General features: G+C 63.8%; 18 protein-coding genes. 13 read left to right on the top strand and 5 right to left on the bottom strand.

Translation table 11 applies throughout. From position 1 onward, the window contains the following. Positions 1-53: 53 nt before the first annotated feature. From pta to H4684_RS20955, 5 genes are all read left to right on the top strand, one after another. Positions 54-2,156 (top strand): phosphate acetyltransferase, encoded by a 2,103-nt coding sequence (pta, locus tag H4684_RS06855; RefSeq protein ID WP_092193856.1) that lies wholly within the window; start codon positions 54-56, stop codon positions 2,154-2,156. 10 nt (positions 2,157-2,166) lie between these two features. Further along, positions 2,167-3,372 (top strand): acetate kinase, encoded by a 1,206-nt coding sequence (locus tag H4684_RS06850; RefSeq protein WP_092193855.1) that lies wholly within the window; start codon positions 2,167-2,169, stop codon positions 3,370-3,372. Between the two features lie 202 nt (positions 3,373-3,574). After that, positions 3,575-4,951, top strand: a complete 1,377-nt coding sequence (locus tag H4684_RS06845; RefSeq protein ID WP_161949205.1) for a YdgA family protein — start codon at positions 3,575-3,577, stop codon at positions 4,949-4,951. A gap of 37 nt (positions 4,952-4,988) precedes the next feature. Further along, the gene (locus H4684_RS06840) at positions 4,989-6,233 is read left to right on the top strand and encodes a metallophosphoesterase family protein (RefSeq protein ID WP_192623256.1); all 1,245 of its coding nucleotides are present in this window, start codon (positions 4,989-4,991) and stop codon (positions 6,231-6,233) included. Then, positions 6,230-9,733 carry an ATP-binding protein gene (locus tag H4684_RS20955; RefSeq protein WP_192623255.1) on the top strand — a complete coding sequence of 1,168 codons (3,504 nt, stop codon included), beginning with the start codon at positions 6,230-6,232 and terminating at the stop codon, positions 9,731-9,733. Before H4684_RS06840 ends, H4684_RS20955 begins: the two co-directional genes overlap by 4 nt. A 543-nt stretch (positions 9,734-10,276) precedes the next feature. Here H4684_RS20955 and H4684_RS06830 read toward each other — a convergent pair. The 4 genes from H4684_RS06830 to H4684_RS06815 all read right to left on the bottom strand — a co-directional run bounded on the left by H4684_RS06830 (position 10,277) and on the right by H4684_RS06815 (position 15,958). Beyond that, positions 10,277-11,488, bottom strand: a complete 1,212-nt coding sequence (locus H4684_RS06830) for an efflux RND transporter periplasmic adaptor subunit (protein ID WP_092193851.1) — start codon at positions 11,486-11,488, stop codon at positions 10,277-10,279. Further along, a complete protein-coding gene (locus H4684_RS06825; RefSeq protein ID WP_092193850.1) occupies positions 11,485-13,848 on the bottom strand; it encodes an ABC transporter permease in 2,364 nt (787 codons plus the stop codon). Before H4684_RS06825 ends, H4684_RS06830 begins: the two co-directional genes overlap by 4 nt. A gap of 1 nt (position 13,849) precedes the next feature. Beyond that, positions 13,850-14,572 carry an ABC transporter ATP-binding protein gene (locus tag H4684_RS06820; protein ID WP_092193849.1) on the bottom strand — a complete coding sequence of 241 codons (723 nt, stop codon included), beginning with the start codon at positions 14,570-14,572 and terminating at the stop codon, positions 13,850-13,852. 981 nt (positions 14,573-15,553) lie between these two features. Beyond that, positions 15,554-15,958: a cytochrome c3 family protein gene (locus tag H4684_RS06815; protein WP_161949204.1), complete on the bottom strand. Its 405-nt coding sequence runs from the start codon at positions 15,956-15,958 to the stop codon at positions 15,554-15,556. A gap of 467 nt (positions 15,959-16,425) precedes the next feature. Here H4684_RS06815 and fdhD point away from each other — a divergent pair, with 467 nt between their 5' ends. Then, entirely contained in the window at positions 16,426-17,220 is a 795-nt protein-coding gene (gene fdhD / locus H4684_RS06810) for a formate dehydrogenase accessory sulfurtransferase FdhD (protein WP_161949203.1), read from the top strand. After that, on the top strand, positions 17,217-17,684 hold the full coding sequence (locus H4684_RS06805) for a rhodanese-like domain-containing protein (protein WP_092193845.1): 468 nt from the start codon (positions 17,217-17,219) through the stop codon (positions 17,682-17,684). Before fdhD ends, H4684_RS06805 begins: the two co-directional genes overlap by 4 nt. A 130-nt stretch (positions 17,685-17,814) precedes the next feature. Here H4684_RS06805 and yedF read toward each other — a convergent pair whose 3' ends face one another. Next, complete coding sequence (yedF, locus tag H4684_RS06800; protein WP_092193844.1) at positions 17,815-18,450, bottom strand: sulfurtransferase-like selenium metabolism protein YedF; 636 nt, start codon at positions 18,448-18,450, stop codon at positions 17,815-17,817. Positions 18,451-18,581: 131 nt separating this feature from the next. Here yedF and H4684_RS06795 point away from each other — a divergent pair, with 131 nt between their 5' ends. The 6 genes from H4684_RS06795 to H4684_RS06770 form a co-directional block, all read left to right on the top strand. After that, positions 18,582-19,226: a lysophospholipid acyltransferase family protein gene (locus H4684_RS06795; protein WP_161949202.1), complete on the top strand. Its 645-nt coding sequence runs from the start codon at positions 18,582-18,584 to the stop codon at positions 19,224-19,226. Then, the gene (locus H4684_RS06790) at positions 19,223-20,092 is read left to right on the top strand and encodes a lysophospholipid acyltransferase family protein (RefSeq protein WP_092193842.1); all 870 of its coding nucleotides are present in this window, start codon (positions 19,223-19,225) and stop codon (positions 20,090-20,092) included. The genes H4684_RS06795 and H4684_RS06790 overlap by 4 nt, the downstream gene beginning before the upstream one ends. Positions 20,093-20,128: 36 nt before the next feature. Beyond that, positions 20,129-21,838: an adenine deaminase gene (ade, locus tag H4684_RS06785; RefSeq protein WP_092193841.1), complete on the top strand. Its 1,710-nt coding sequence runs from the start codon at positions 20,129-20,131 to the stop codon at positions 21,836-21,838. A gap of 78 nt (positions 21,839-21,916) precedes the next feature. Further along, positions 21,917-23,638, top strand: coding sequence for a methyl-accepting chemotaxis protein (locus H4684_RS06780; RefSeq protein WP_092193840.1), 1,722 nt, complete (start codon positions 21,917-21,919; stop codon positions 23,636-23,638). Between the two features lie 449 nt (positions 23,639-24,087). Continuing rightward, positions 24,088-24,375, top strand: a complete 288-nt coding sequence (locus H4684_RS06775; RefSeq protein WP_192623254.1) for a transposase — start codon at positions 24,088-24,090, stop codon at positions 24,373-24,375. Between the two features lie 92 nt (positions 24,376-24,467). Then, positions 24,468-24,664: IS3 family transposase (locus H4684_RS06770; RefSeq protein ID WP_225940299.1), on the top strand; the 197-nt coding region annotated here is incomplete at its 3' end.

Raw genomic sequence — 24,664 nt, 5'->3', positions numbered from 1 at the left:
CTAATCACTCACGGTGCGCGCCCGAGAAGAAACCGGCTTTCAAGGGAAGCACTATGGCCAGAAATCTATACATTACGGCAACGGAATCTCGAAGCGGAAAATCAGCCATCGTTCTGGGCGTCATGCAAATGCTCCTGCGCGACATTCGGCGTGTCGGTTTTTTCAGACCCATCATCAACGATGTGCCTGACCGCAAGGACCACGACATCGACCTCGTACTGTCCCAGTTCTACCTGGGCCTGCAGTACAGCGAGACCTACGCCCTGACCATGCAGCAGGCCAAGGAACTGGTCAACGCGGGTCAGCATTCTCTCTTGATTGAAAAGATCATCAACAAATACAAAGAGCTGGAGAGCAAGTGCGATTTCGTGCTGCTTGAAGGCACTGATTTCGAAGGCACCAGCCCCGCGTTCGAGTTCGACATCAACGCCGACATCGCCGCCAACCTGGGCAGCCCGCTTCTGGTCATCTCCAACGCCTGCCAGAAGACCGAGCACGAGATCATAAGCACCACCAAGCTTGCGGTGGAATCCTTTGCCGACAAGGCCGTGGACATTCTCGGCGTGGTCATAAACCGCACCGACGTCCCGGATCGCGAAGCCCTGCGCATCGCGCTCAAGAAGTCCATGAACAAGCCCGACATGCTGCTCTACATCATCCCCGAGGTGGCCATTCTGGGCAAGCCCACGGTGGGCGACGTCATGAAGTGGGTCGGAGCGGAAGTGCTTTACGGCAAGGAAAATCTTGGCACACAGGTCGACGACATCGTCGTGGCCGCCATGCAGATCGAAAATTTTCTCAATTACATTGAGCGCGGCAGCCTGGTGGTCACCCCTGGCGACCGCTCGGACATCATCGTCAGCAGCCTGGCATCCCGGCAGTCGTCATCCTATCCCGACATCTCCGGAATCCTGCTCACCGGCGGCATCGCCCCCGGCAAGAGCGTGGCCCGGCTCATCGACGGCTGGACCGGCGTGCCCGTACCCGTATTGCTCGGCAAGGAAGCCACCTTCCAGACCGCGCGCCGCCTGTACAACATGTACGGCAAGATCGAGCCGGGCGATCAGAAGAAGATCGCCTCCGCCCTTGGCGTGTTCGAGGAGAACGTGGCCACTGACGAACTTCGCCAGCGCCTCGATACCCGGAAATCGACCAAGGTCACTCCGCAGATGTTCGAGTACGGCCTCATCGAAAAGGCCAAGCGCAACAAGCAGCATATCGTCCTGCCCGAAGGCGGCGATGACCGCATCCTGCGTGCCGCCGACATCCTGCTGCGACGCGGCGTGGTCGATCTGACCATCCTCGGCGACCCCAAGGCCATCGCATCCATGACTTCCCAGCTCGGACTCAGCCTGACCGGCGTGAACATCATCGATCCGGCCGCGTCCCCCGAATATGCCGATTACGTCTCCACCTTCATGGAACTGCGCAAGAAGAAGGGCGTTTCCAAGGAAGTGGCCTGCGACTGCATGGTGGACCCGACCTATTACGGCACCATGATGGTCTTCAAGGGCCAGGCCGACGGTATGGTTTCCGGCGCCATCAACACCACGGCCCATACCATCCGTCCCGCATTTCAGATCATCAAGACCAAGCCCGGCGCGTCCATCGTGTCGAGCGTGTTCCTGATGTGCCTCAAAGACCGCGTGCTGGTTTTCGGCGACTGCGCCGTGAACCCCAATCCCACTGCGCCGCAGCTGGCCGAGATCGCCATGAACTCCGCCGAGACGGCCCGCATTTTCGGAGTTGAGCCGCGCGTCGCCATGCTGTCCTATTCCACCGGTGATTCCGGTGCGGGCGGAGACGTGGACGTGGTCATCGAGGCCACCCGCATCGCCCGCGAAAAGGCTCCGGGCCTGCTCCTTGAAGGTCCGCTCCAGTATGACGCGGCCATCGATCCGGAAGTCGGCGCCAAGAAGCTGCCGGGCAGCCAGGTCGCCGGCCGGGCCACGGTTTTCATCTTCCCGGATCTGAACACCGGCAACAACACCTACAAGGCAGTGCAGCGCGCCGCCAACGCCGTGGCCATCGGGCCGGTCCTGCAGGGCCTCAACAAACCCGTCAATGACCTGAGCCGCGGTTGCACCGTCGCCGATATCGTCAACACCGTAGCCATCACGGCCATTCAGGCCCAGGCCGAAAAAGGTTTAATATAGAGAGGATATTATGAAGATATTTGTAGTCAATTCAGGGAGTTCCTCCCTCAAATACCAGCTCCTGGACATGGATAACGGCGCGGTCATGACCACCGGCCTGGTCGAGCGCATCGGCGACGCCATGGGCAAGGTCAGCCAGAAGTCCTGGCCGGGCACCGAGCGCGAGGCCGAGGTCGAGCGCGAAGTGGCCTTCCCCGACCATCGCGCGGCCATGCACACCGTGGTCGATCTGGTCACGGGCGCGGACACCGGCGTCATCGCCTCCTCCGCCGAAATCAACGCCATCGGGCACCGTGTCGTTCAGGGCGGCGAGACCCTGTTCAAGAGCACGCTCATCGATGACGACGTGGTCGAGAAGATCCGTGAGAACTGCCATCTTTCGCCCCTGCACAACCCGGCCAACCTGGTCGGCATCGAGGTTGCCCGCGAGCTTTTCGCCGGTGTGCCGCAGGTGGCCGTGTTCGACACGGAATTCCATCAGACCATGCCCGCCGAAGCGTTCATGTACCCGATCCCCTACGAACTGTACGAAGAGCTCAAGATCCGCCGTTACGGATTCCACGGCACCTCGCACCGCTATGTCGCGCAGCAGGCGGCGGCCATGCTCGGCAAGGCCGAGGACGAAGTGAACCTGGTCACCCTGCATCTGGGCAACGGCTGCAGCATGGCGGCCGTGCGCGGCGGCAAGTGCATCGACACCTCCATGGGCCTCACCCCTCTGGCGGGCGTGATGATGGGCACCCGCAGCGGCGACATCGATCCCGCCATCCTGCCTTTTCTCATGAAGGAAAAGGGCCTCTCCATGGATGAGGTTGACTCCATTTTGAACAAGCAGAGCGGCCTCAAGGGCATCTGCGGCATGAACGACATGCGCGACATCCATTCCGCAGCCGAAAAGGGCGACAAGAAAGCCGCCCTGGCTGTGGACATGTTCGTCTACCGCATCAAGAAATACATCGGCGCCTATTACGCCGTGACCGGTCCCCTGGACGCCCTGGTCTTCACCGCCGGCATCGGCGAGAATGACGAAATCGTCCGTGCCCGCGTCTGCGCGAATCTCGAACATCTCGGCATCAGTATAGATTCCACCCGCAACGCCGGTCGCAAGAAAGTCGCGACGGCAGTGCAGGCTGACGGAAGCAAGGTCGCCATCCTCGTTATCCCCACTAACGAGGAACTGGCCATAGCCAAGGCCACTTTGAGCGTCCTGAAGTAGACAAAAAAGTCCCTCCCCCTCCTTGTACCCCCCTGGAAGCCGTTTCCAGGGGGGTCATTTTTTTGCGTCCGCACAACGGCAGGATGATTTTAGTGCGGTGTGAAGTGTTTGATATGTGTTGTTTTCTTGAGCATGATATGCCAGCAGATTGGCTGTGGCGTTGAATGGTGACATTATCCGGCGGAGCACGCCTGGAGGTTGTGTGAAGAAGTTCTTGTCGTTTTTGATATTTCTGGCCGTTGGCGCCTATGCGGGAGCCGCATACATGCTTGGGGGACAGGCCCGGGAGCAGTATTTTTCAGCAGTTAAAGAATACGAGCGGTATGGATTTCTCTCGCTCTCAAATCAGCGTTACGAGCGCGGCTTCTTCACTTCCACGGCTCAGACCCTGGTTGAACTTCGGGTTCCCGGAACCCTGACCGATTCGAACGACGATGAAATCCTGCGTTTTGTCGTCGGTCATGTCCTGCATCATGGACCCCTGACGGGCGAGGGCGGAAACTTTTTCAGCAAGCCGGGGATCATGAGGATCACGAGCACTGTCGAACCCCTGACTGCCGAAGGGGTGGGACAGACCCTTTTCACCCGGCTTCCCGAGCTGGCGCAAACCACTTCCGAGGTGCGTGTCGGTTTCGGCGGCGAGGTCTCGGGCGATGTGCTCATCCCCGCCATCGACAGGGACATGGACGGCGAGCATGTCACCTGGGGGGGCCTTGCCCTGAAGGGCGAATATCTCCCAACGACCCGTGCCCTGCGCGGCGAGCTGGCCATGCCGGGTCTGGCGCTGAAGACTGCGGACGGGAACATGGAACTTGAGGCCCTGTCGTCGGATTTCGACATGATCGAGGTCCTGCCTTTCGTCTATGCAGGTCAGGCCACGGTGGGCGTTTCGGCCATGAACATCACTCCGGCGGAAGGGGACGCGATCACGGTGCGTGATCTGCGTGTATCCTCCAATAGCAGCTGCGACGGCGCACTGTATCATTACTCGCAGATTGTCGACCTTCAGAGCGTTGACGTGGGCGGCACGGCCTATGGCCCGGCCTCCTGCGAGCTGACGGGCAGGAACATCGACGCGGCGGCCCTGAGCGAATTTCAGGCCGCACTCAGGCAACTCTACCATACCATGCCCGACACGGAGTCCGAGATGTTCTTTGACCGGGTCGGAGAACTTTATGCCGCTTTCTTTGCCAAGGTGCTGACCGGAACGCCGGAGCTGAACATGCCGCATTTGCGGGTGGCCACGCCCATGGGTGATTTCACGGGCGCCTTTTCCCTCAAGTTGCTGGCTCCGGGGGCCGAGGCCGCGCTGAATCCGCTCATGCTCCTGCAGCATCTTGAAGCCGCCGCGCAGATGGCCGTGCACGAGGAACTGCTCAAGGGCCTGCTGCGTATTGCTCTCGAAAACGAACAGATCGAAGGCGATCTCGATACCTTGGTGCAACAGCGCTACGCCGAACAGATCGAGCCGCTGCTGGCGCGCAACCTGATCGTGCGCGAGGACGGCATCATCAAGACCCAGGCCATGTTCGCCAGCGGCAAGCTGGCCGTGAACGGACAGGACATGCCCATCTTCTGACAGGCGGCCTGCCTCCAAGCTTCTTCAAGGGTGACCCATGTTCCGCTTCATTCATGCCGCCGACATCCATCTCGACAGCCCCCTGAGGGGCCTTGAATCCTACCCCGACGCCCCCGTGGAGCAGATCCGCGGGGCCGCGCGGCGGGCCTTCGACAACCTGGTCAGCCTCGCCATCGACGAAGGCGTGGCCTTTGTCCTGCTGGCCGGGGACCTTTTTGACGGCGACTGGAAGGACTACAACACCGGTCTGTACTTCACCCACCGCATGGGCCGCCTGCGCGAGGCGGGCATCAGGGTTTTCCTGGTCTCCGGCAACCATGACGCGGCCAGCTCCCTGACCCGCGCCCTCGGCCTGCCGGACAACGTGACCATCTTTTCCCACAGGAAACCGGAGACAAGGACGCTTGATGAGCTGGGCGTGGCCATCCACGGCCAGAGCTTCGCAGGGCGCAGCGTGACCGAGGATCTGAGCCGCGCCTATCCGCAGGCCCTGCCCGGCCTGTGCAACATCGGCCTGCTGCACACCAGCCTGACCGGCCGCGCCGGGCACGAGCCCTACGCCCCGTGCACGCTGGAAGGCCTGGCCTCCAAGGGCTACGATTATTGGGCGCTGGGGCATGTGCACCAGGGTGAGGTCGTGCAGACCCATCCGTGGGTGGTCTTTTCCGGCAACATCCAGGCCCGGCACATCCGCGAAGCCGGGGCCAAGGGCTGCCGGATCGTCACCGTCGAGGACGGGCGGATCACGGACGCGGAATTCCGGTGCCTCGACGTCTTGCGTTTCGCGCTCTGCCGGGTGGACCTCGCGCCGTGCGAGCGTATCGAAGCCGTGGCCGACCGCGTGCGCGAGGCCATGGAGCGTGAGCGGCGCGACGCCGAAGGCCGCCCCGTGGCGCTGCGGGTCGTGCTCGAGGGGCGCAGCGCCCTGCATGAAGAGCTGCATCGTATGGAGGAGCGCCTGCGCGATGACTTCCGCATCATGGCCGCGGACCTGGGCGATGTGTGGCTCGAAAAGCTGCGCATCGCCACGAAACCCCTGGCCTCCGACGCCGCCCCGGATGCCGATTCCCCGCTCGGCGGCTTGGTGCAGGCCATCGCGCAGCTGCGCCTCGACGCATCCCCGCTGACGGAAATGGTGCCCGAGTTCGAGGCCCTGCGCTCCAAGCTTCCCGCCGAGCTGCTGGGGGACGCCGATCCCTTCGGCCCGGACGGGGAGGGGCTGGCCATGCTGCGCGACGAGGTCAGGGATCTGCTCTTGTCCCGGCTGCAGGAGGGCGCATGAAAATCAGGCGTCTGGAATTCAAGGCCTACGGCCCGTTCAGCGACCGTGTGCTGGATTTTGATTCGGCCCTGCCCGGGCTGCACGTTGTCCACGGTCCCAACGAGGCGGGCAAATCGAGCGCCATGCGCGCGCTGCAGGCCCTTTTTTACGGGTTCCCGCCCCGCACCGGCGACAATTTCCTGCACGCCTACGACCAGCTGCTGGTCGGCGGCTGCTTGCAGCGCGCCGACGGCGACGAGCTATGTTTTTACCGGCGCAAGAAGAACAGGAACGACCTCTTCGACGCGCAGGACCAGCCCCTCCCCGCCGAGGCCCTCGCCCCGTATTTGCAGGGGCTGGGGCAGGACCTTTTTTCCAGCATGTACGGCATCAATCACGAGACCCTTGTCCAGGGAGGGCAGAGCATCCTCGATCAGGAGGGCGAGATCGGGCAGGCCCTGTTTTCGGCCGGAGCGGGCTTCGCGTCCCTTCGGGCCGTCATCGACGGTCTTGAGCGCGAGGCCGACGGGCTGTTCCGGCCAAAGGCCACCAGCCGGGAGATCAACCTGGCCGTCGCGCATTACAAGGAGTTGCAGTCGCGCCTGCGCCAGGCCAGCCTGGGCAGCCAGGAGTGGACCAGGCACCGCCAGGCCCTGGCCCAGGCCGAGGAGGAGCTGCGCGTCCTGACCAGCCGGGGCCTTGAGCTGGAGCGCGAGATCCACCGGCTGGAGCGCCTGGGACGGGCCTTGCCGTTTCTGGGCCGGCGGAATCTGCTGCTCGAAAAACTTCAAGTTATGGGTGAGGTTGTAATCCTGCCCGATGATTTCGGCGCCAGACGGCGGCAGCTGGATGAAGAGCGGCGACTGGCCAAGGTCCGTCTGGAAGGCGCGCTGCAGCGGCTGGCCGAGCTTGAGGGCATGCAGGTTGCCGCCGGTCTGAACCAGGCGGTCCTCGACCATGCCGACGACATCGAGGATCTGCATCAGCGTCTGGGCGAGTACCGCAAGGGCCAGAAGGATTTCCCCGGCCTCGAAGGCATGCGCGTGGCCTACAAGACCGAAGCGGCCCAGCTCCTGCGCCGCATCCGGCCGGACCTCGACGTCGGGCAGGCCGAAAGCCTGCGCCCGGGGCTGGCCAGGCGCAAGTCGGTCCAGACCCTTGGGCAGCGGCGTGAGGCCGTGCTGCAGGAGGTCCGCCAAACCGAACAGCGACTGCGCGAGGTGCAGCGCGAGCTCGAGGGCAAAAAGGCCGAGCTGGCCGCCGCGGGTCCGGCCGCCGAGGCCGGGGCCCTGATCCAGGCCCTCAATCTGGTGCTCAAGGCCGGTGACCTGGACGGCGAACTGGAACGCCGCCGCGCGGATCTGCTGCGGGCCCGGGGCGCCTGTCAGGCCGCCCTGCAGCGCCTCGGGCTGTGGGACGGAACCCTGGACGGGGTGGCGGGGGTCCGCCTGCCGTTGCCCGAGACCGTGAATGAATTCGAGCAGGCGCTGCACCAGGTGGACGAGGAGCTGCGGCGGCATTCCGTCGAAGAGGAGCGGTTGAGCCAGGAGCTGGCCAACCTGAACCGGGAGTTGCGCGCCATCGAGCACGCTTCCGTGGTCCCGTCGGAGACCGAGCTGGCCGGCTGCCGCGCCCGCCGCGAAGAGGGCTGGTCGCTGCTGCGCCGGTGCTGGCTCGATGGGGAGGACGTGACGCGCGAAAGCCTTCTCTATGCGCCGGAGCGGCCCCTGCCCGAGGCGTACGAAGAGAGCGTGGAGCTGGCCGACCAGACCGCCGACCGCATGTACCGCGAAGCGGACCGGGTGCAGAAGCACGGCCAGCTTCTGGCCGGGATCGAGGCCGCGAGCCGGAATCTGGACGAGCTGTGCCGCAGGTCGGAAATCTCGCGCCAGGCGCGCGAGGATCTTCTGGCGCGTTGGCGTAAGCAGTGGGCCGCAAGCTCGATCATCCCCCTTGGCCCGCGCGAGATGCGGGCCTGGCTGGGCAATTTCGAGGCCCTGCGCCTGCAGGTCGAGGAACTGGGCAGAATCGAGGCCGAGGTGCGGGCCGGGCAGGCGCGGCAACAGGAATTGCGGGCCGTGCTGATGCGGGAGCTGGCGGCGGCGCAGGAGCAGCCGCCCCTGCCGGGGACCGGGCTTGAGGTGGTGGTGCGCCGGGCCCAGGCCGTGGTCGACAGCCTGCGCGAAGCCAACTCCAGGCGCGAAGCCCTGGCCAGGTCGGTCCGTGAGCTGGAGGCGGCCCGGGACAAGGCCGAAGCGAACGTGCAGACCGCCCGCCTGAATCTGGACGAGTGGCGGCAGGCCTGGGATGAGGCCCTGGGCTCTCTTGGCCTGCCTGACGGCGCGTCCCCGGACGAGGCCGCCGATTATGTGGAGACGGTGCAGGAGTGCCTGGCCAAGCTCCACGAAGAGGATGTGCTGCGCAAGCGCCTCAAGGGCATCGAGCGCGACGCGCGGGCCTTCGAGAACAGCGTGCGGGAGCTCGCCGCCCTGATCGCCCCGGACGAAAAGGAGCTCGATGCGGCGTTGGCCGTGGCGCGGCTCAAGGGCCTTCTGGCCCAGGCCGTTCGGGACCAGGCCGTCTCCATGCGGCACGCCCAGGAAAAGGCCGCCCTGCACGAGACTGTCCGCGTCCTGCGCGAGGAGCTGCGGCTTCTGGACGAAGGCATGGCCGCCCTGCGTCTACAGTCGCACTGCGCGGACGACGAGTGCATGGACGCGGCCGAGCGCCGTTTTGCCGAGTATGCCGAGGTGCGCCGTGATCTGCACGAGGTCGAATCGACCTTGGCCGGCATGGCCGAGGGCGGCACCTTGCAGGATCTGGAGGCGCTGGCCGCCGGGCAGGACGCCGATGCCCTGCCGGGCAGGATCGCGGCCCTGCGCGCGGAGCTCGATGAGGAGGTCAGGCCGCGGACCGGGCCTTTGGCGGAGCGGGTGGGCCAGGAAAAAAGCGAGCTGGCGCGCATGAACGGCGACGACGCCGCCGCGCGCATCGCCGAGGAGATGCAGGAGGTTCTGGCCCGCATCGCGCGCCTGACGGACAGCTTCATCCGGCTCAAGCTCGCCTCCCGGGTGCTGCGCGCCGAGATCGAGCGTTACCGGGCCGCCCACCAGGACCCGCTGCTGGCCATCGCCTCCGGCCTGTTCAAGGACCTGACCCTGGGCTCGTTTGCCGCGCTGCGGGCGGATATCGACGACGGCGATAGGCCCGTTCTCATGGGCGTGCGTTCAAACGGATTTCTGGTGCGGGTCGAGGGCATGAGCTCCGGCACCAGGGACCAGCTCTACCTGGCCCTGCGCCTGGCCAGCCTGCAGCTGCGCCTGCAAAGCGCGGAGGCCATGCCCTTCATCGTCGACGACATCCTCATCAATTTCGACGAAGAGCGGGCCAGGGCCACCCTCGACGTGTTCGCCGGCATGGCTGGGAGCAACCAGATCATCATGTTCACCCACCAGGCCCAGATCGCGGACATGGCCCGCAAGATGGGGATGGAAGACCGGGTGTTCGTGCACGGGCTGTAGTTCTGAGCACGTGCGGGGGCGTCGGGGGGATTGGTGGTCCCTGTAGCAATGTTTCTGTGGAGATCCTTTCCCGGGCGTGATGGGGCTGTATCAGTGCGGTCGCGTGCCGGGCGGTCTCCGGCGAGGGCCGTCGAAACTCCCTCGCTGGCCTCGTAATGCTTCCCGGCCTTGAGTCTTGGGCATTGGGCGGCGCTTCGAACGGACACGGCCGGGAAGCAAACGATGCCTGGCTCGGTCAGACAGTCGACGACCCTCGCCGGAGACCGCCCGACACGCTCGGACCTGGCGTTGGCGGGACGAAGGAAAGATCGGGCGTTGGGTGGGACGAAGGAAAGATCGGGTTCGGGACGGCAGGTATCCGCCATCTGCCGATTCCTGCTCCGAATGCCCGGGAAACCAACGTGTCATCCCCGCGCAGGCGGGGAACCATGGTTCGGATTGGGCGTACCTGACGGCCCTTCCCAGTCATCCCCGCGCAGGCGGGGAACCATGCTTTCTTGACGCTACAGACAGTTGCGACAGGTCATCGTCCGCAGCCCGGTATCATTGCCCCTCCTCCCTGACCCGCATCCCGTCCGCGAGCGTATCCGGCGGATGCAGGATGACCCGTTCGCCTTCCTTCAGCCCGTCCCGCACTTCGGCATGCAGGCCATTCTCTCGGCCGATCTCCACCGTCCGCACCCATGCCTTGCCGGCGTCCAGCACAAAGGCCATCCACTTTCCGCCGCGTCGGAACAGGGCGCTCGTCGGCACCTGCGGCACGTCCTCGCCGCGCCAGGTGACGATGCGCGCCTGCACGCCGTAGCGGTCGCCGAGCATGACCCCTTCAGGCAGGTCGTCCATGAGTTCGGCCCGCACCTTGACCCGCTGCTCCTCCACGCCGATGGCCGAGACCTTGGTGAACCCTCCGGGTTCCACCACCGTCACCCGGGCCCGCAGCTCCCCCTGGCCGCCCCAGTGCGCGATGGCCGCCTCGGCCCCGGGCTTCACGGCCACGGCGTCGGTCGAGAGCAGCTCGATCTCGATCTCCAGGTCGCGCGGGTCGCCGACCTCCATGATGGGCGTGGACGCGGCCACGGCGCGGGCGTTCTCCTCCATGACGGCCAGGACGTACCCGTCCACCGGGGCCAGGATGGGCACGGCCTCGTCCTGGCCTGGCGCGGCGCCCCGGCTCAGGGCCGCCCGGGCCACGCGGGTCTCGTGCCCGGCCACCTGCAGGGCGAAGGTCGCCGCCTGCAGCTCCCGCTCCAGCACGCGCACCTGGTTCTCCGCCCTGTCCCATTCCTGCTGGGCCACGGCGCCACTTTTCAGCAGGGCGTCCAGGCGCGCAAGGTCCGTGCGCGCCAGCTCCAGGCTCGTGGCCACGCGCTCGCGCTCGGCCCGGCGCACGCGCTCGGCGGCCTCGGCCGCGTCCAGCCTGGCCCCGGCTTCGGCCCGTGCGCGCGGGGTCAGGAAGGTCGAGGCCTCGGGCGTGAGCACGGCCAGCACGGTCCGGCCCGCCATGATCCGCGTCCCGGCGCGCAGCTCCACGCGCCGCAGGAACCCCGCAGTGGGCGGGAAGACCACATAGCGGCTGCGGATGCGCGTCTTGCCTTCCTCGGTCACGCTGACGGTCATGGGCGCGCTGGCCACCCGCCCCGTCTGCACGGGCAGGGGCGAGGGCCAGAAGCCCGCGATCAGGAGCGCGGCCAGGGCGAGGCACAGAAGGACGAAGAGGAGGATGCGCCACGGACGGCGCCTGCGCGTAGTGTTCATTCGGGAGCCTTCAGTACGGCGAGGAGTTGCAGGTTCCTGATGCGGCGTCCGACCACCAGGAAGGACGCCATGGACGACGAGAGGACAATGAGCACGGCCGTGGCATAAGCCCTGCCGGTCAGCACCAGCGGCATGCGTACGGACTCGGTGTTGGCCGTGAGGACCAGGACCCGGGCCATCTCGCTGCCGATCAGCAGTCCAGGCAGCAGGGCCGCAAGGGTCAGGAAGATGAGCTCCGAGAGCAGGATCATGGTCGTTTCGGCTTCGGAAAAGCCCAGCACGCGCAGGGTGGCCAGGTCGCGGGTGCGTTCGGACAGGGCGATGCGCGCCCCGTTGTAGACCACCCCGCAGGACACGATGATGGCGAAGCCGAAATAGACGGCCTGCACCACGCCCATCATGTCGCCCATGGCCAGCTGGAAGCTCTCGCGGGCCGAGGAGGTGAAGACGGCCGAGGCGATGGCCGGGGTGTCCGCCGCCGCGTCCAGAAACTCGCTTCGATATGTATTGTCCAGGGTCAGGTGCGCGCCGCTGACGACCCGCTCCTCGCCCATGAGCCGGCCCAGGGCGTGGAAGTCCATGTAGGCCCCGACCCCGGCGAAATCCGTGATGGTCCCGGCCACGAAGGTTTCAAGCACCGGGCGGCGTCCTTCCTGGACCTCGATGCGCACCGGGTCCCCGGGCGCAAGTTCCAGCACTTCGGCCAGCTTCTCGGACAGGAGCAGGCCCGCCAGCGGCAGCTCCACGGCCCGCCCTTTGTCGTCGAGGAGCAGGTTCAGGCGCGCGTCGGGCAGGCGCCCGGTCAGACCGACGCGGCGCTCATGCAGGCCGTTCACGATGCGGCCCTGCACCACGCGGAAGGGCTCGACGTGCAGCACCCCCGGCATGGCCGCCAGGGCGTGCAGGGCCGCCGGGGAGGCGGGTTCGATGAGGGATACGGTGGCGTCCTGGCGCTGGGCCAGCCGCCACTGGAAGTCCATGAGGTAGTCGATGCCGTCGCCCATGGCCCCGGGCACGATGGGGATGGCCGTGGCCATGGCCAGGCCCAGCGCCGTGAAAAAGGCCTGCCAGGGCCTGCGCTCCAGGTTGCGCAGGGCCATGCGCTGGATGGGCGAGAGCAGGCGCAAAAGGCCCATGCGCTCCAGCACGGACGGCTCGAAGCGCGTCGGCGGCTCGGGCCGCATGGCTTCGGCCGGGGGCAGCTTCACGGCCTGGCGCACGGCCCCGAGCACACCGATGAAGGACGCTCCGGCGCTGGCGGCCAACGCCAGGCCCAGGGCCCACCAGTCGGGCCGGAAGACGAGGTTCGGGAACTGGAAGAAGCGGCGGTAGATCTCCACCAGATTCTGCCCCAGCCACAGGCCGACCACGGAGCCCAGCAGGGTGGCGGCCACGACGGCGGCCAGGGCGAACTGGAAATAGTGCAGGCCCACGTCCGCCGAGGAGTAGCCAAAAGCCTTGAGCTGGGCGATCTGCTCGCGCTGCAGGCGGACCAGCCGCGTCAGGGCCGCGCTGGTCATGAAGGCGGCGATGGACAGGAAAATGACCGGGAAGGCGATGGCGAACCCCTTGAGCATGGCGATGCGGTCGTCGATGAGCTTGGTCGAGACGTGCTCCGAGCGGTCGAAGGCCACCAGCGCGCCGTAAGGGGCCAGGATACGGTCCAGGTCCTTCTTCACGGGACCGGTTTCGGCTCCGGGGGCCAGGGTCAGGATGACGCTGTTGAAGGCGCCCTTGAGGATGAAGGCGTCGGCCAGGGACCCTTCGCTCATCCAGAAGGTGCCGTAGCGGCGGTTGTCGGGCACGGTCTCGCCGGGCCGCGTCTCGTACACGTACTCCGGCGACATGCCGACGCCGACGATGCGCAGCGTAGTCCGCGCCCCGTAGATGGTGGCCTCCAAGGTGTGGCCGGGGACGAAGCCGTGGGCCTTGGCGAAGGGTTCGCTGACCACGACCTCGTCCGGGCTGTAGGGCTCGGGCAGGCGCCCCTGGCGCAGGTGCAGGCGGTTGACCTCCGTCTCCCGGCCGTCGGGCAGGGACAGGACCAGGCCGTCCGCCGGTTCGGCCAGGCCGGGCAGGTCCAGGGTCAGGGCGCCCTTGATGCGCGTCTCAAGGGACGCCACGCCGTCGATCTCCCGCAGGCGCGTCCCGATGGCGTTGGGGGCGCGCTTGAGGTCGCAGAAGACGTGGGCCAGGCGGTGGGAGGCGTAGTACTCGTCCCGGGCCGTCTCCAGGGACATGACCAGCCCGCGGGCCATGATCATGACCATCAGGCCGCAGGACATGACCAGGGCCACGGCGGCCATCTGCCCCTTCATGGACCACAGGTCGCGCAGGAGTTTGACGTTCAGGGCGCGCATCTCACCACTCCAGCTCTTCCGCCCGGCGGCGGGTCGCGTTGGCGCGGATGTCCGTGATGCGCCCGTCCGAGAGCAGGATGACGCGGTCGGCCATGTCCGCGATGGCCACGTTGTGGGTGATGACCACGGCCAGGGTGCCGAGCTCCGCGTTGATGCGCTCGATGGCCGAGAGCACGGTGATGCCCGTGCGCACGTCCAGGGCGCCCGTGGGCTCGTCGCACAGGAGCACGTCGGGGTTCTTGGCGATGGCGCGGGCGATGGCCACGCGCTGCTGCTCGCCGCCCGAGAGCTGGGACGGGAAATGGTCCATGCGTCCGGACAGGCCGACCCGGTTCAGGGCTTCGGCCGGGTCCATGGGGTCGTCGGCGATGTCGGTGATGAGGGCCACGTTCTCGCGGGCCGTGAGACTGGGGATGAGGTTGTAGAACTGGAAGATGAAGCCGACGTTTTCGCGGCGGTAGGCGGTGAGGGTTGTTTCGTCGGCGCCGGTCAGGTCCTGCCCGCGGTAGGAGAGGGCGCCGCTGGTGGGGGTGTCGAGGCCGCCCAGGATGTTCAGCAGGGTCGATTTGCCGCTGCCGGATGCGCCGAGGAGCACGACCAGTTCGCCGGGAAAGAGGTCCAGGCTGACCCCGCCCAGGGCCCGCACTTCCACGGCCGCGCCGGGGTAATAGACCTTGGTCAGGTCCCGGGCGCTGATGAGGGGGGAGGGGGGCGGCGTGGTCATGCGGAACTCCGTATTTTTTTGATGCGGTAGTACTGAAGCATGAATAGGGGGTTGAGGTCAATTTTGAGTGGAGGGTGGAGGAAAAGGCAGGGCGGAGGCAGATGAAAAGACAGCTTAAGGCATGGGCTGCTCAGGGCGTCGCGATCCGGTTTGCGCCTTACAAGGCCCGCCGAAACTCCTTCGCGGGCCTCGTAAGGCTTCCCCGTCGCGTGCAGGGCGAACGATCAGGGTCAGGCGGGGGACGACGGGGAAGCCAACGATGCCTGGCTCAGTCAGACAGTCGACGGCCCTTCCCGGCGCAAAACGGACCGCTCGGGCTTGAGCAAGGGATGGACGTGGGACGACAGGGAAAACCGACGATGCCTGGCTCAGTCAGACAGTCGGCGGCCCTTCCCGGCGCAAAACGGACCGCTCGGGCTTGAGCAAGGGATGGACGGGACGACGTGGAAACCGACGATGCCTGGCTCAGTCAGACAGTCGACGGACCTTGTAAGGCGCAAACCGAACCGCTCGGGCTTGTGCAGGGGCGAAGCCGTTGAAGAGTCGGGGGTGAGAACGTGGTGGTTGAGTTGAGATTGATGGAGGGTGGAAGAGGCGGTGCCCGGGACGACGGGGAAGCCAACGATGCCTGGCTCAGTCAGACAGTCGGCGGCCCTTGCCGCAACGAACCGCACCGCTCGGGCTTGTGCAGGGGACGGCAGGGTACAAGTCTGCGTTCACCTCGGTGTCATCCCCGCGCAGGCGGGGATCCATCCGGCGGCATCAGGGAGACTATGCGTCGTGGTGGGTGCGTCATCCTCGCGCAGGCGGGGATCCATCCCCCGATTTTCAAGATTCGTCTGGTCAAGGCAGGATTCCCGCCTGCGCGGGAATGACGTGAGGTGTGAGTTCGAAGTTGCCTTCGATTCACGAATGTTCCATCGAGGCGATAAGATGAGGGCATGAACGAAACGCCCCCGGACAGCCGGGGGCGTGGAAGGATTACTGCACGTGGCAGCTATTGCAGGCCAAGGGCGCGTCGCTTGGGCCCTGGCGTTTGAGTTCGCGGTGGCAGCCGACGCAGCTCTTTTCCGAGTCCTTGGTGGTGTGGAAAGTCCGGTAGACCGAGGAAATTTCCGTCCGTTCCTTGATGTTGTCATGACAGCCTTCGGTCATGCAGCTTTCAATGGTATAGGTGTCAGGCACGGTATGGTGGCACTGCTGACAGGCGATATCCATGTGCGAAGCATGGTTGAAGGTCACATCCCCTTTCTTGGGCGTGTAGCCTTCAAACTGCTTGGGGCTCATGGTCACGCTCTCGGGAATTTCGAAAGTTTCGCTCAGGGCGATCGTGGCGCTGCCTAAGATCATCAGTCCTACCAGGGCCAGCGTACGAAGACGGTTCATCATTTCCTCCTTGAATGTTCCAGATCTGATTCCCATGCCGCTTTTCCTCCTCGTCGTGGGGGAATTAAAAGCGGGTCAGGGTGTCCCTCGGGTAAAGTTTTTTCTTTATATTCTTAGCTTCTGGAGGGCAAGGACTCAAATGTGAACTTTGTCACGAAGCGGAAGGTCGCGCTCGGATCTGTTACGATTGGTTATTGCCAACAGTGAGGCGATGCTGTGAAAAGTCATTTTCGCGAAAGTTGGAATCCATTCTTTTCGGGTAGTTGAAAAGACATGGAAGGCCTTCTTCAAGAGGGTGTCGACGTGGTGCATTGACTGCATGTGCCCCGGCGGAAACGCGATTCTTCGCCTTGACAGGAGACGGGCTGCAAGTAGGACATTCCCCGTGCCCATCTTCTTTCGCCGTTCCGGGTTGCCTCCTCCGGATGATGACGGCGGAGTTCTTCAATTTTTTCTCAGGAGTCCCCATGGCAGACCCCCAGCCTTTAGAGCCTCTGGTGCAGATGGATATCGTCAAGGTCACGGCCGCCGGTTTCGCGCACGAGACCGATGTCGTGGCCACGGAAGTGCCCGTGACCATCATGACCCGGGATACGGAAATCGCCACCCTGATGTGCACCCCCGAACATCTTGGCGATCTGGCGCGCGGCTTTCTGCACACTTCCGGATTGCTGGCCCGGCCCGAGGATTTTCTGGACTGCGAGGTCGATCCGGCCGTCTGGGCGGTGCGTGTCAGCCTTGCCTGTGCAGTGGACCCGGAGCAACTCTCCCGTCGTACCTTCACCTCGGGTTGCGGCAAGGGGGTCATGTTCGCCAGCGCCCTGGAACTGGCCGGAAGCGGGCCCATGCCTTTCGGCTTCACCCTCCCCGCCGGGCGCGTCCAGGAGCTTGCGAACTGGTTCCGCCGCTATTCGGACCTGCACCACGCCACGGGCGGCGTGCATACCGTGGCGCTGAGCGTGGACGGACAGGATCCGGAGCTCATCCGGGACGACGTCGGGCGGCACAACGCCGCCGACAAGGTCGTGGGCCGGGCCCTGGCGCTGGGCGTGGACCTCGGGCGTACGGTCATGATCACCTCGGGGCGCATTTCCTCGGAGATCGTGCACAAGGGCAGAAGGGCCGGCATTTCCATCCTGGTTTCCCTGGGCGCCCCGACTCACCAGGCCGTGCTCCTGGCTCGGGAAATGAACCTGACCCTGATCGGCTTCGCCCGCCAGAACCGCTTTTCCATTTTCTCGGCTCCGGAGCGAATTCTGTGAACACCCGCGAAACCCGGTTCGTGGGCATGCAGTGCGTGTTTGCGGCCGTTTTCTGGATTCTGCTCGTCTTCTCGGCCGGATGCCTGACCCAGGATGAGCGACTGCTCGAACCCGCTGCCGCCGTCGATCTGATGAGCCGAAACCGGAACAACCCCGATTTCCTCATCCTCGACGTGCGCACACCGGGAGAATTCGGTCAGGGCTTTATCGAAGGCGCTGCACTGCTTGACTACTACGCCTCGGATTTCCGGGAACGTTTCGCACAGCTGGACCGCGACGCGACCATCTTCATGTACTGTCGCAGCGGCAATCGCAGTTCGCATGTGCTGCGGATGGCGGATGAGCTGGGGTTCAGGCGCGTTTACGATCTGCGCGGCGGGATTCTGGCCTGGAAAGAGGCGGGACTGCCGCTGGCCGAAGGTGGGATGAAGACACCGTCAGCGCCAGACAGTCCCGCTTCATGAACGAAGATGTCGCTGCAAAAAAAACGTCATCCCCTTGAAGATGTCACTGCAAAAAGTCGTCATCCCCTTGAAGAAGGGGATCCCTGCCTTTTTTATTGTCTGGAAGGAATACTGGACTTTTGGCTACCGCCTACAAGCTGATAATCTTGTCCGCGACCTGCTGGCTGGTGACCACGTCGAGCATGTTGGTGACCTGTCCGACCGCTTTTTGATCCATGAGCTTGAAGAATTCCAGACAGGTGCCGCAGACCAGAATGGACACTCCCGCGGCCTCCAGTTTCTTGAGCGCCTCCACGGCCGGATTTGTCGCCGTGGCGAGTTTAACGGCCCCGTTGACCATGATGATGCGCCACAGCGTATCGCCAAGCTCCGGCAGGGTGTTCAGGAAATTGCCCATCAGCCTGGAACCCAGAGTGTCATCTCCCGCGCCCATGGTGTCTGACGTGAGAAAGACCAGGATTTTGGCCGCGTCGGACGATTTCGCATTCTCCGGACCGTCCTGCGAGGCCTGCGAGGCTTGCGGGGCCTGCGAGGCTGATGCCTGCGGGTCCTGTGAAGAGGCCTTGATGGTCCACAGCGTGCCGTCCTTGCGCGTCTCGTCTATGCGCATGCCCTTGCTGGCCAGATAGCGGCTGACGTTGTCCATGGCTGCCTCGTTGTCGACTATGACTTCCATCATTTTGGGCGTTTGCTCGTCCAGAAGCCGCTTGCAACGCAATACGGGGTTGGGGCATGGTTCGTTTTCGCAATTGAGAACTATGGGCATGGTGAGACTCCCTTTTTGTTTTTTTCAGATGATTGTCGTGACCCCGGGTTCCGGTCAAATCGTTTAAACCTATACGTTTTTTATCTTTCCAACGAAAAATTCGATTCCATTCCGATTACATGAGGAGATGCATGGTGCGGATTCCCGTTTCCCCCAGGTTGATTGGTGCCGTTTTGGCCTTTTTTGTGCGTCTGTGGCACTTGACCTTGCGTGTGGAGCGGCTCAATACCGATGTCTTCACTGATCCGGAGCTGCGCGCCAAGCGTCCCGTGATCATGCTCTGGCACGACGAGATTTTTCCCCTTATTCCCGCCCATGCCGGTGAGCGCATGGCCTGTGTGGTCAGTCAGAGCAAGGACGGGGAAATCCTGGCCCGGGTGCTGGAGAGTTTCGGCTTCATGTCCGTGCGCGGTTCCAGTTCGCGCGGCGGCATGCGCGCCCTGATCGCCGCCAAGCGGGTCATGGACGAGCAGGGCGTGGGCATCATTTTCACCGTGGACGGGCCGCGCGGACCGCGCCACAAGGTCAAGCCGGGGGCCGTGTTCCTGGCCCGGCACGCCGGTTCGCCCATCGTGCCGGTGCGGGCTGTCATGAGCCGGGCAAAGGTCTTTCATCGCGCCTGGGACAAATTTCAACTGCCTTGGCCGTTTTCCAGATGCACCATCATCTACGGCGATCCCGTTTTCCTGCCCGAGCTTGGCGACGATCCTGCGGAAATGCAAAGGCAGTGCGAACATCTTGAACAGATCATGAACTCTCTTGGAAAAAACTTGTGAGACACATAGCCTACAACGCTTTTTTGCCCCTGGGCACGTCATTATCGCTGGAGCGGCTGCATGCCTTGGGAAACGGTATCGGCAAACTCATGTGGGCCGTCCTGCCTTCTAGGCGCAAGGAAACCACGGCCTGCATGCGCGACCGCCTCGGCCTTGGGGAAAGTGAGGCAAGGGAACTCGCCAAAGCCAGTTTCCGGCACAGCGCCTGCTCTTTTCTGGAGCTTTTTCACGCCCGCTACATGGATCACCGCTTCCTGGAGGAGCGCATCGAATACGAGAATCCGGATCTCTTCGAGCGCATGGGCGCAACGCAGCGTCCCGTCGTGGGCGTGACCGCGCATCTTGGATGCTGGGAGCTGCTTGGCGGAGTGCTCAAGCGCTTCAACACCAAGACCGATTGCCAGGTCGTGGCCCGGCTGCCCAAGGATGCCGCCCTGGCCGATCTTTTGATGCACATGCGCACCCAGAGCAAGATACGGGTCCTTCCCCATCGCGAGGCCGCGACCGAAGCCCTGGGCAAACTGCGTCGAGGTGGGCTCTGCGCGTTTCTGGTCGATCACAATTGCAAGCGCGCCGAGGCGCAGTTTCTGCCCTTTCTGGGCAAGACCGCGGCGGTGAACAAGGGCCCGGCCATTCTGGCCCTGCGTGCCAAGGCCGAAGTCTGGCCTTTTTTCCTTATCCGCCTGCCGCAGGGGCGGTTTAGGGCCGTGACCCTGCCCAGCCTGGACACGGCCGTTCTTGAAGGCAGCAGGGCGGAGCGGATCGAGCAGATCTGCCGTTTTTATACCGGGGCCGTCGAACAGATGGTGCTTCGCTACCCGGAGCAGTGGTTCTGGATGCATCGTCGCTGGAAAACCCAGCCGTGAGCCAAAGTCGGATTCAAAACCAGTCGAGGTGAATACATGCCCATGAACAGCCTTTTACATGCCGCCCGAGGCGAGACCCCGGTGGATCTGCTGATCCGAAACTGTCAGGTGGTCAACGTCCTCTCCGGGGAAATCCATCCCGGCAGCGTTGGCGTGAAGAACGGAGTGGTGGTCGGATTTGGCGAATACGACGCCCTTGATGTCGTCGATGCCTGCGGGCGCCATCTGTGCCCGGGCCTGGTCGAAGGGCACATCCACATCGAGTCCACCCTGCTCGATCCTGTCCGGTTCGCGCAGGTGGCGGCTTCCCACGGCACGGCCGTGGTCGTCTGCGATCCGCACGAGCTGGCCAATGTTCTGGGACTGGACGGGATCAGGTGGCTTCTTGAGATCACCCGCGACCTGCCCCTCGATATCCGCTGCATGATGCCTTCCTGCGTTCCGGCCACGCATCTGGAGACCGCCGGGGCGCTCATCACCGCCCAGGACATCGCGGCCATGTTCAAGGAATATCCGGACCGCATTCTGGGGCTGGCGGAGATGATGAACTATCCCGGAGTACTCTACCAGGACCCTCAGGTCATGGGCAAGCTCTTCGCGGCCGGAGACCGTCCCATTGACGGGCACGCTCCGGGTCTGTCCGGATTCGACCTCAACGCCTACGTCCTGGCCGGACCCGGCAGCGATCACGAGGCCTGCCATCTGGAGGAGGCCCTGGAAAAATTGCGCGCAGGCATGCACGTCATGATCCGCGAGGGCAGCTCCGAAAAGAACCTGTTCGACCTCCTGCCGCTCATCAACGACTTCAACAGTCAGAACTGCTCCCTGGTCACCGACGACCGCCACTGCGACGATCTGCTGCGGGACGGACACCTGGACCACACCATTCGGCTGGCCGTGAGCCGGGGCCTTGCGCCCATGCGGGCCATCCAGATGGCCTCCATCAACACCGCGCGCTATTTCGGCCTGCGCCGCAGGGGGGCCGTGGCGCCGGGCTACCGGGCCGATTTCGTGCTGCTCGACGACCTTGAATCCTTCTCCATTTTTCAGGCCTACCTCGGCGGCCGGGCCATCAGTCCCCAATCCTGGCGGCCCGCCTCCACGGAACGCGTCGTGACAAAAAGCGTGCACCTGGGGGAGATGAAATCCTCCTGCCTCGACATGCCCGCCCCGGCCGCCGGGAAGAAAGTTCGCGTCATCCGCACGATTCCTGGACAGATCGTGACCGGGATGGACCTGGTCGAGCCTCTGGTCCGCGATGGCATGATCATGGCGGACCCGGATGCCGACGTGGTCAAGCTGGCCGTCTTCGAGCGGCATCGCAGCAGCGGCGGGGTCGGGCTCGGGCTGGTGCGGGGCCTCGGGCTCAAGAGCGGCGCCATCGCCGGCACCGTGGCCCACGATTCCCACAATCTGATCGTGGCGGGCGTCTCGGACAGCGACATGATCCTGGCCATGCGCGCCCTGGCCGACTGCGGCGGCGGATTTGTCTGCGTGCGCGACGGCTGGGTGCTCAATCTGGTGCCCCTGCCCCTGGCCGGGCTCATGAGCGATGAGGATCCCGAAACGGTCGCGGCCGGGCTGGATCACCTGAACGCCAGCGCCCGGGAACTCGGCTGCCCGGAGAACATCAACCCCTTCATGCAGCTCTCCTTCCTTTCCCTGCCGGTCATTCCCCGTCTGCGCCTGACGGACAGGGGACTGGTGGACGTGGAGGCTTTTGCTTTCACCTCGTTGTCTGAATAATTTTTCACCGTTGTTGGCCGCTTATGTATTTTCGATCTGCCGTGACTTCACCTTTAAATGAATTTCGGAGTAATAATAATGTGGTATCGCCTCAGCCTGACCTGGAAGGTGCTTTTGATCATCTTCTGTGGTCCCATCCTGCTGGCCGTCGTTATGGCCTATCTGCACATCAGCGACATCCAGGAGGCGGCGATCAGCGCACGACTGAAGGAAAGCCGATCCGTGGTCATGATGGCCGAATCGGTGCGCGAGGACATGGCGCACAAGCACAAACTTGGAGTGCTTCGGCCCCTCGATGAACTTCGTAGCGATCCTGCGAAGCTCCTGCAGGCCGTGCCCATCGTCACGGCCATGAACACGGCCGCGGCCAAGGCGGCCGAGGCCGGCTATGAATTCAGGGTTCCCAAGGAAAGTCCGCGCAATCCGAAAAATGCGCCAAGCGCCCTGGAGAGGGAAGTCCTGACCGAGTTTTCGCGCACGAACCTGGCCGAGAAAGTCATCGTTGAGAAGGACCGGCTGCTCTATTTCAAGCCCATCCGCCTCTCCGAGGACTGCATGTACTGCCATGGCGATCCCAAGGGCGAAAAGGATCCGACGGGCGGCGTGAAGGAAGGCTGGAAGCCCGGCGAGGTCCACGGAGCGTTCGTCATCATTTCCTCCCTCAAGGAAGCGAACGAGGCCGTGACAATGGCCGCCCTCAGCATGGGCGGATGGACTGTCGGCATCCTGATCATCCTGGGCGTGCTCGGCTGGTTGCTGGTCAGGGCCAGTCTCCTGAATCCGCTGCGATCCACGGGTGAATTCCTGAAGCGCATGGCCACGGGCGACATGAGTGGAGAGCTCAAGATCGACAGCGGCGATGAGCTGGGCCGGATGCAGAAAGATCTGAACAACATGGCGTCCAGCCTGCGGGGCATCGTGACCGAGATCACCCAGCGGGCCAAGGTGCTTATGGGCTCCTCGGCGGAACTGGAGCGCATGTCCGACGGAATGCTCAGAAACGCCGAGGACTTGTCCTTGAAGTCCAACACGGTGGCCACCGCCTCGGAAGAGATGAACGCGAACATGAACACCGTGGCCGCCGCCATGGAGCAGGCCTCCGTGAACGTGGGCACCGTGGCCGCCGCTGCCGAGGAGATGAGTTCCACCATCCATGAGATCGCCGGAACCACGGACAAGACCCGCGAGGTGACCATGCGGGCCGTGGACAAGGCCACCTCGGCCTCGGAACGTGTGGACAAGCTGGGAGTGGCGGCCAGGGAAATCGGTAAGGTTACCGAGGCCATCAACGCCATCTCCTCCCAGACCAACCTGCTGGCCCTGAACGCCACCATCGAGGCGGCCCGGGCAGGCGATGCCGGAAAGGGTTTTGCCGTCGTCGCCAACGAGATCAAGGAACTGGCCAACCAGACCGCCACGGCCACGGACGAGATCCGGCAGCGCATTGAAGGCATTCAGACCTCGACCTCCGCCACCGTGGAGGAGATCGCCCAGGTCATGGCGGTGATCGGTGAGGTGAGAGACTTCGTCTCCACCATCGCCGCCGCCGTGGAACAGCAGTCTGCCGCCACCCGGGAGATTGCCGAAAACGTTGGCCAGGCTTCCCTTGGCATCCAGGAAGTGAACGAAAACGTGTCCCAGGCCTCCATGGTCACTGGTGAAATCGCCAAGGATATCGTGCAGGTCAGCGACGCTTCCGGCCATATCTCGGGCAACAGCACCGAACTCAAGCAGAGCTCGGAGAACCTGTCCCTGTTGGCGGGAGCCCTGGAACAACTGGTGAAGAAGTTCAAGCTTTAGGAGTTATTCCTTCAATGTTTTTTGAAACGCGCCTTCCGGGGCGCGTTTTTTTTGGACTGGGCTTTTGTGGAGATGGAAGAGAATGGGCGGCAGGGCGGTCGCGATCCGGTCCGCCCCGGTCAAGACCCGCCGAAACTCTTTCGCGGGCCTCGTAATGCTGAGCCGCTGCGTGGTGGCGCGCGAGGCCGGGGCCGGACGTTTGGCAACGATTCAGCAAACGATGCCTGGCTCAATCAGACAGTCGGCGCGCCTTGACCGGGACGAACCGGACCGCTTGGTGCGACGTGTGAGGCGGTTGTTGGTGGGAATTGGAAAGGCGTGGTGTTCGTGGAATTTTTTGGAGGATGAAGAGAATGGGCGGCAGGGCGGTCGCGATCCGGTCCGCTGGACTGCCTTAAGGATGACGGACACGGCTTGAGAGGTTATCTTCCGCTCATGAGGAGACACACATGGGAAGATCAGCCAAGTATTCAAAAGAATTCAAATTATCTGCGGTCAAGCTCGTTACCGAGTTGGGGTATTCGTGTCGTGTGGCCGGAGAGCAATTAGGTTGCAGTTCGTGGTCAGTACGTGATTGGGTCCGACAATTCCGTGCCAGCGGAGAGATTCCAGCGGCGGAAGTCACTGATGCTGCCGCGCAGGACGCTAAAGCTATGCGGGAAGAAAATGCCCGTCTGCGTTTGGAGGTGGAGATTTTAAAAAAGGCTGCGGCGTACTTTGCCAAGGAATCTCTGTAAAGTACGCATGGATAAAAACACTGAGAGATCAATATCCTGTAAATTTACTGTGCAAACTGGCCAGAGTCAGTGCCAGCGGTTTTTATGGATGGTTGTCCGCTCGAAAAAGCCGGCGGGCAACTCGAAATGAGACGTTGCGTGAGGCAGTCCGCTTTTACCATCGCCAAAGCAATGGTATTTACGGATATCGAAAGGTGCACAGAGACCTCGTCGAAGACGCGGGTCTGTCGTGTAGTCTTGAGACTGTGCGTCGTGTCATGCAGGTGGAAGGGTTACGATCCAAAATTAT

Origin of the sequence: Desulfomicrobium macestii, assembly GCF_014873765.1 — a bacterium.
GTDB lineage: Bacteria > Desulfobacterota > Desulfovibrionia > Desulfovibrionales > Desulfomicrobiaceae > Desulfomicrobium > Desulfomicrobium macestii.
The sequence above is the reverse complement of the archived record's forward strand: the minus strand, read 5'-3'. Positions and strand labels throughout refer to the sequence as shown.

Coding starts and splice junctions, on each gene's coding strand:
- fdhD (WP_161949203.1), top strand. CDS start 16,426: ATGGCAGACCCCCAGCCTTTAGAGCCTCTGGTGCAGATGGATATCGTC.
- H4684_RS06830 (WP_092193851.1), bottom strand. CDS start 11,488: ATGAACACTACGCGCAGGCGCCGTCCGTGGCGCATCCTCCTCTTCGTC.
- ade (WP_092193841.1), top strand. CDS start 20,129: ATGCCCATGAACAGCCTTTTACATGCCGCCCGAGGCGAGACCCCGGTG.
- H4684_RS06825 (WP_092193850.1), bottom strand. CDS start 13,848: ATGCGCGCCCTGAACGTCAAACTCCTGCGCGACCTGTGGTCCATGAAG.
- yedF (WP_092193844.1), bottom strand. CDS start 18,450: ATGCCCATAGTTCTCAATTGCGAAAACGAACCATGCCCCAACCCCGTA.
- H4684_RS06840 (WP_192623256.1), top strand. CDS start 4,989: ATGTTCCGCTTCATTCATGCCGCCGACATCCATCTCGACAGCCCCCTG.
- H4684_RS06795 (WP_161949202.1), top strand. CDS start 18,582: ATGGTGCGGATTCCCGTTTCCCCCAGGTTGATTGGTGCCGTTTTGGCC.
- H4684_RS06780 (WP_092193840.1), top strand. CDS start 21,917: ATGTGGTATCGCCTCAGCCTGACCTGGAAGGTGCTTTTGATCATCTTC.
- H4684_RS06815 (WP_161949204.1), bottom strand. CDS start 15,958: ATGAACCGTCTTCGTACGCTGGCCCTGGTAGGACTGATGATCTTAGGC.
- pta (WP_092193856.1), top strand. CDS start 54: ATGGCCAGAAATCTATACATTACGGCAACGGAATCTCGAAGCGGAAAA.
- H4684_RS06820 (WP_092193849.1), bottom strand. CDS start 14,572: ATGACCACGCCGCCCCCCTCCCCCCTCATCAGCGCCCGGGACCTGACC.
- H4684_RS06850 (WP_092193855.1), top strand. CDS start 2,167: ATGAAGATATTTGTAGTCAATTCAGGGAGTTCCTCCCTCAAATACCAG.
- H4684_RS20955 (WP_192623255.1), top strand. CDS start 6,230: ATGAAAATCAGGCGTCTGGAATTCAAGGCCTACGGCCCGTTCAGCGAC.
- H4684_RS06775 (WP_192623254.1), top strand. CDS start 24,088: ATGGGAAGATCAGCCAAGTATTCAAAAGAATTCAAATTATCTGCGGTC.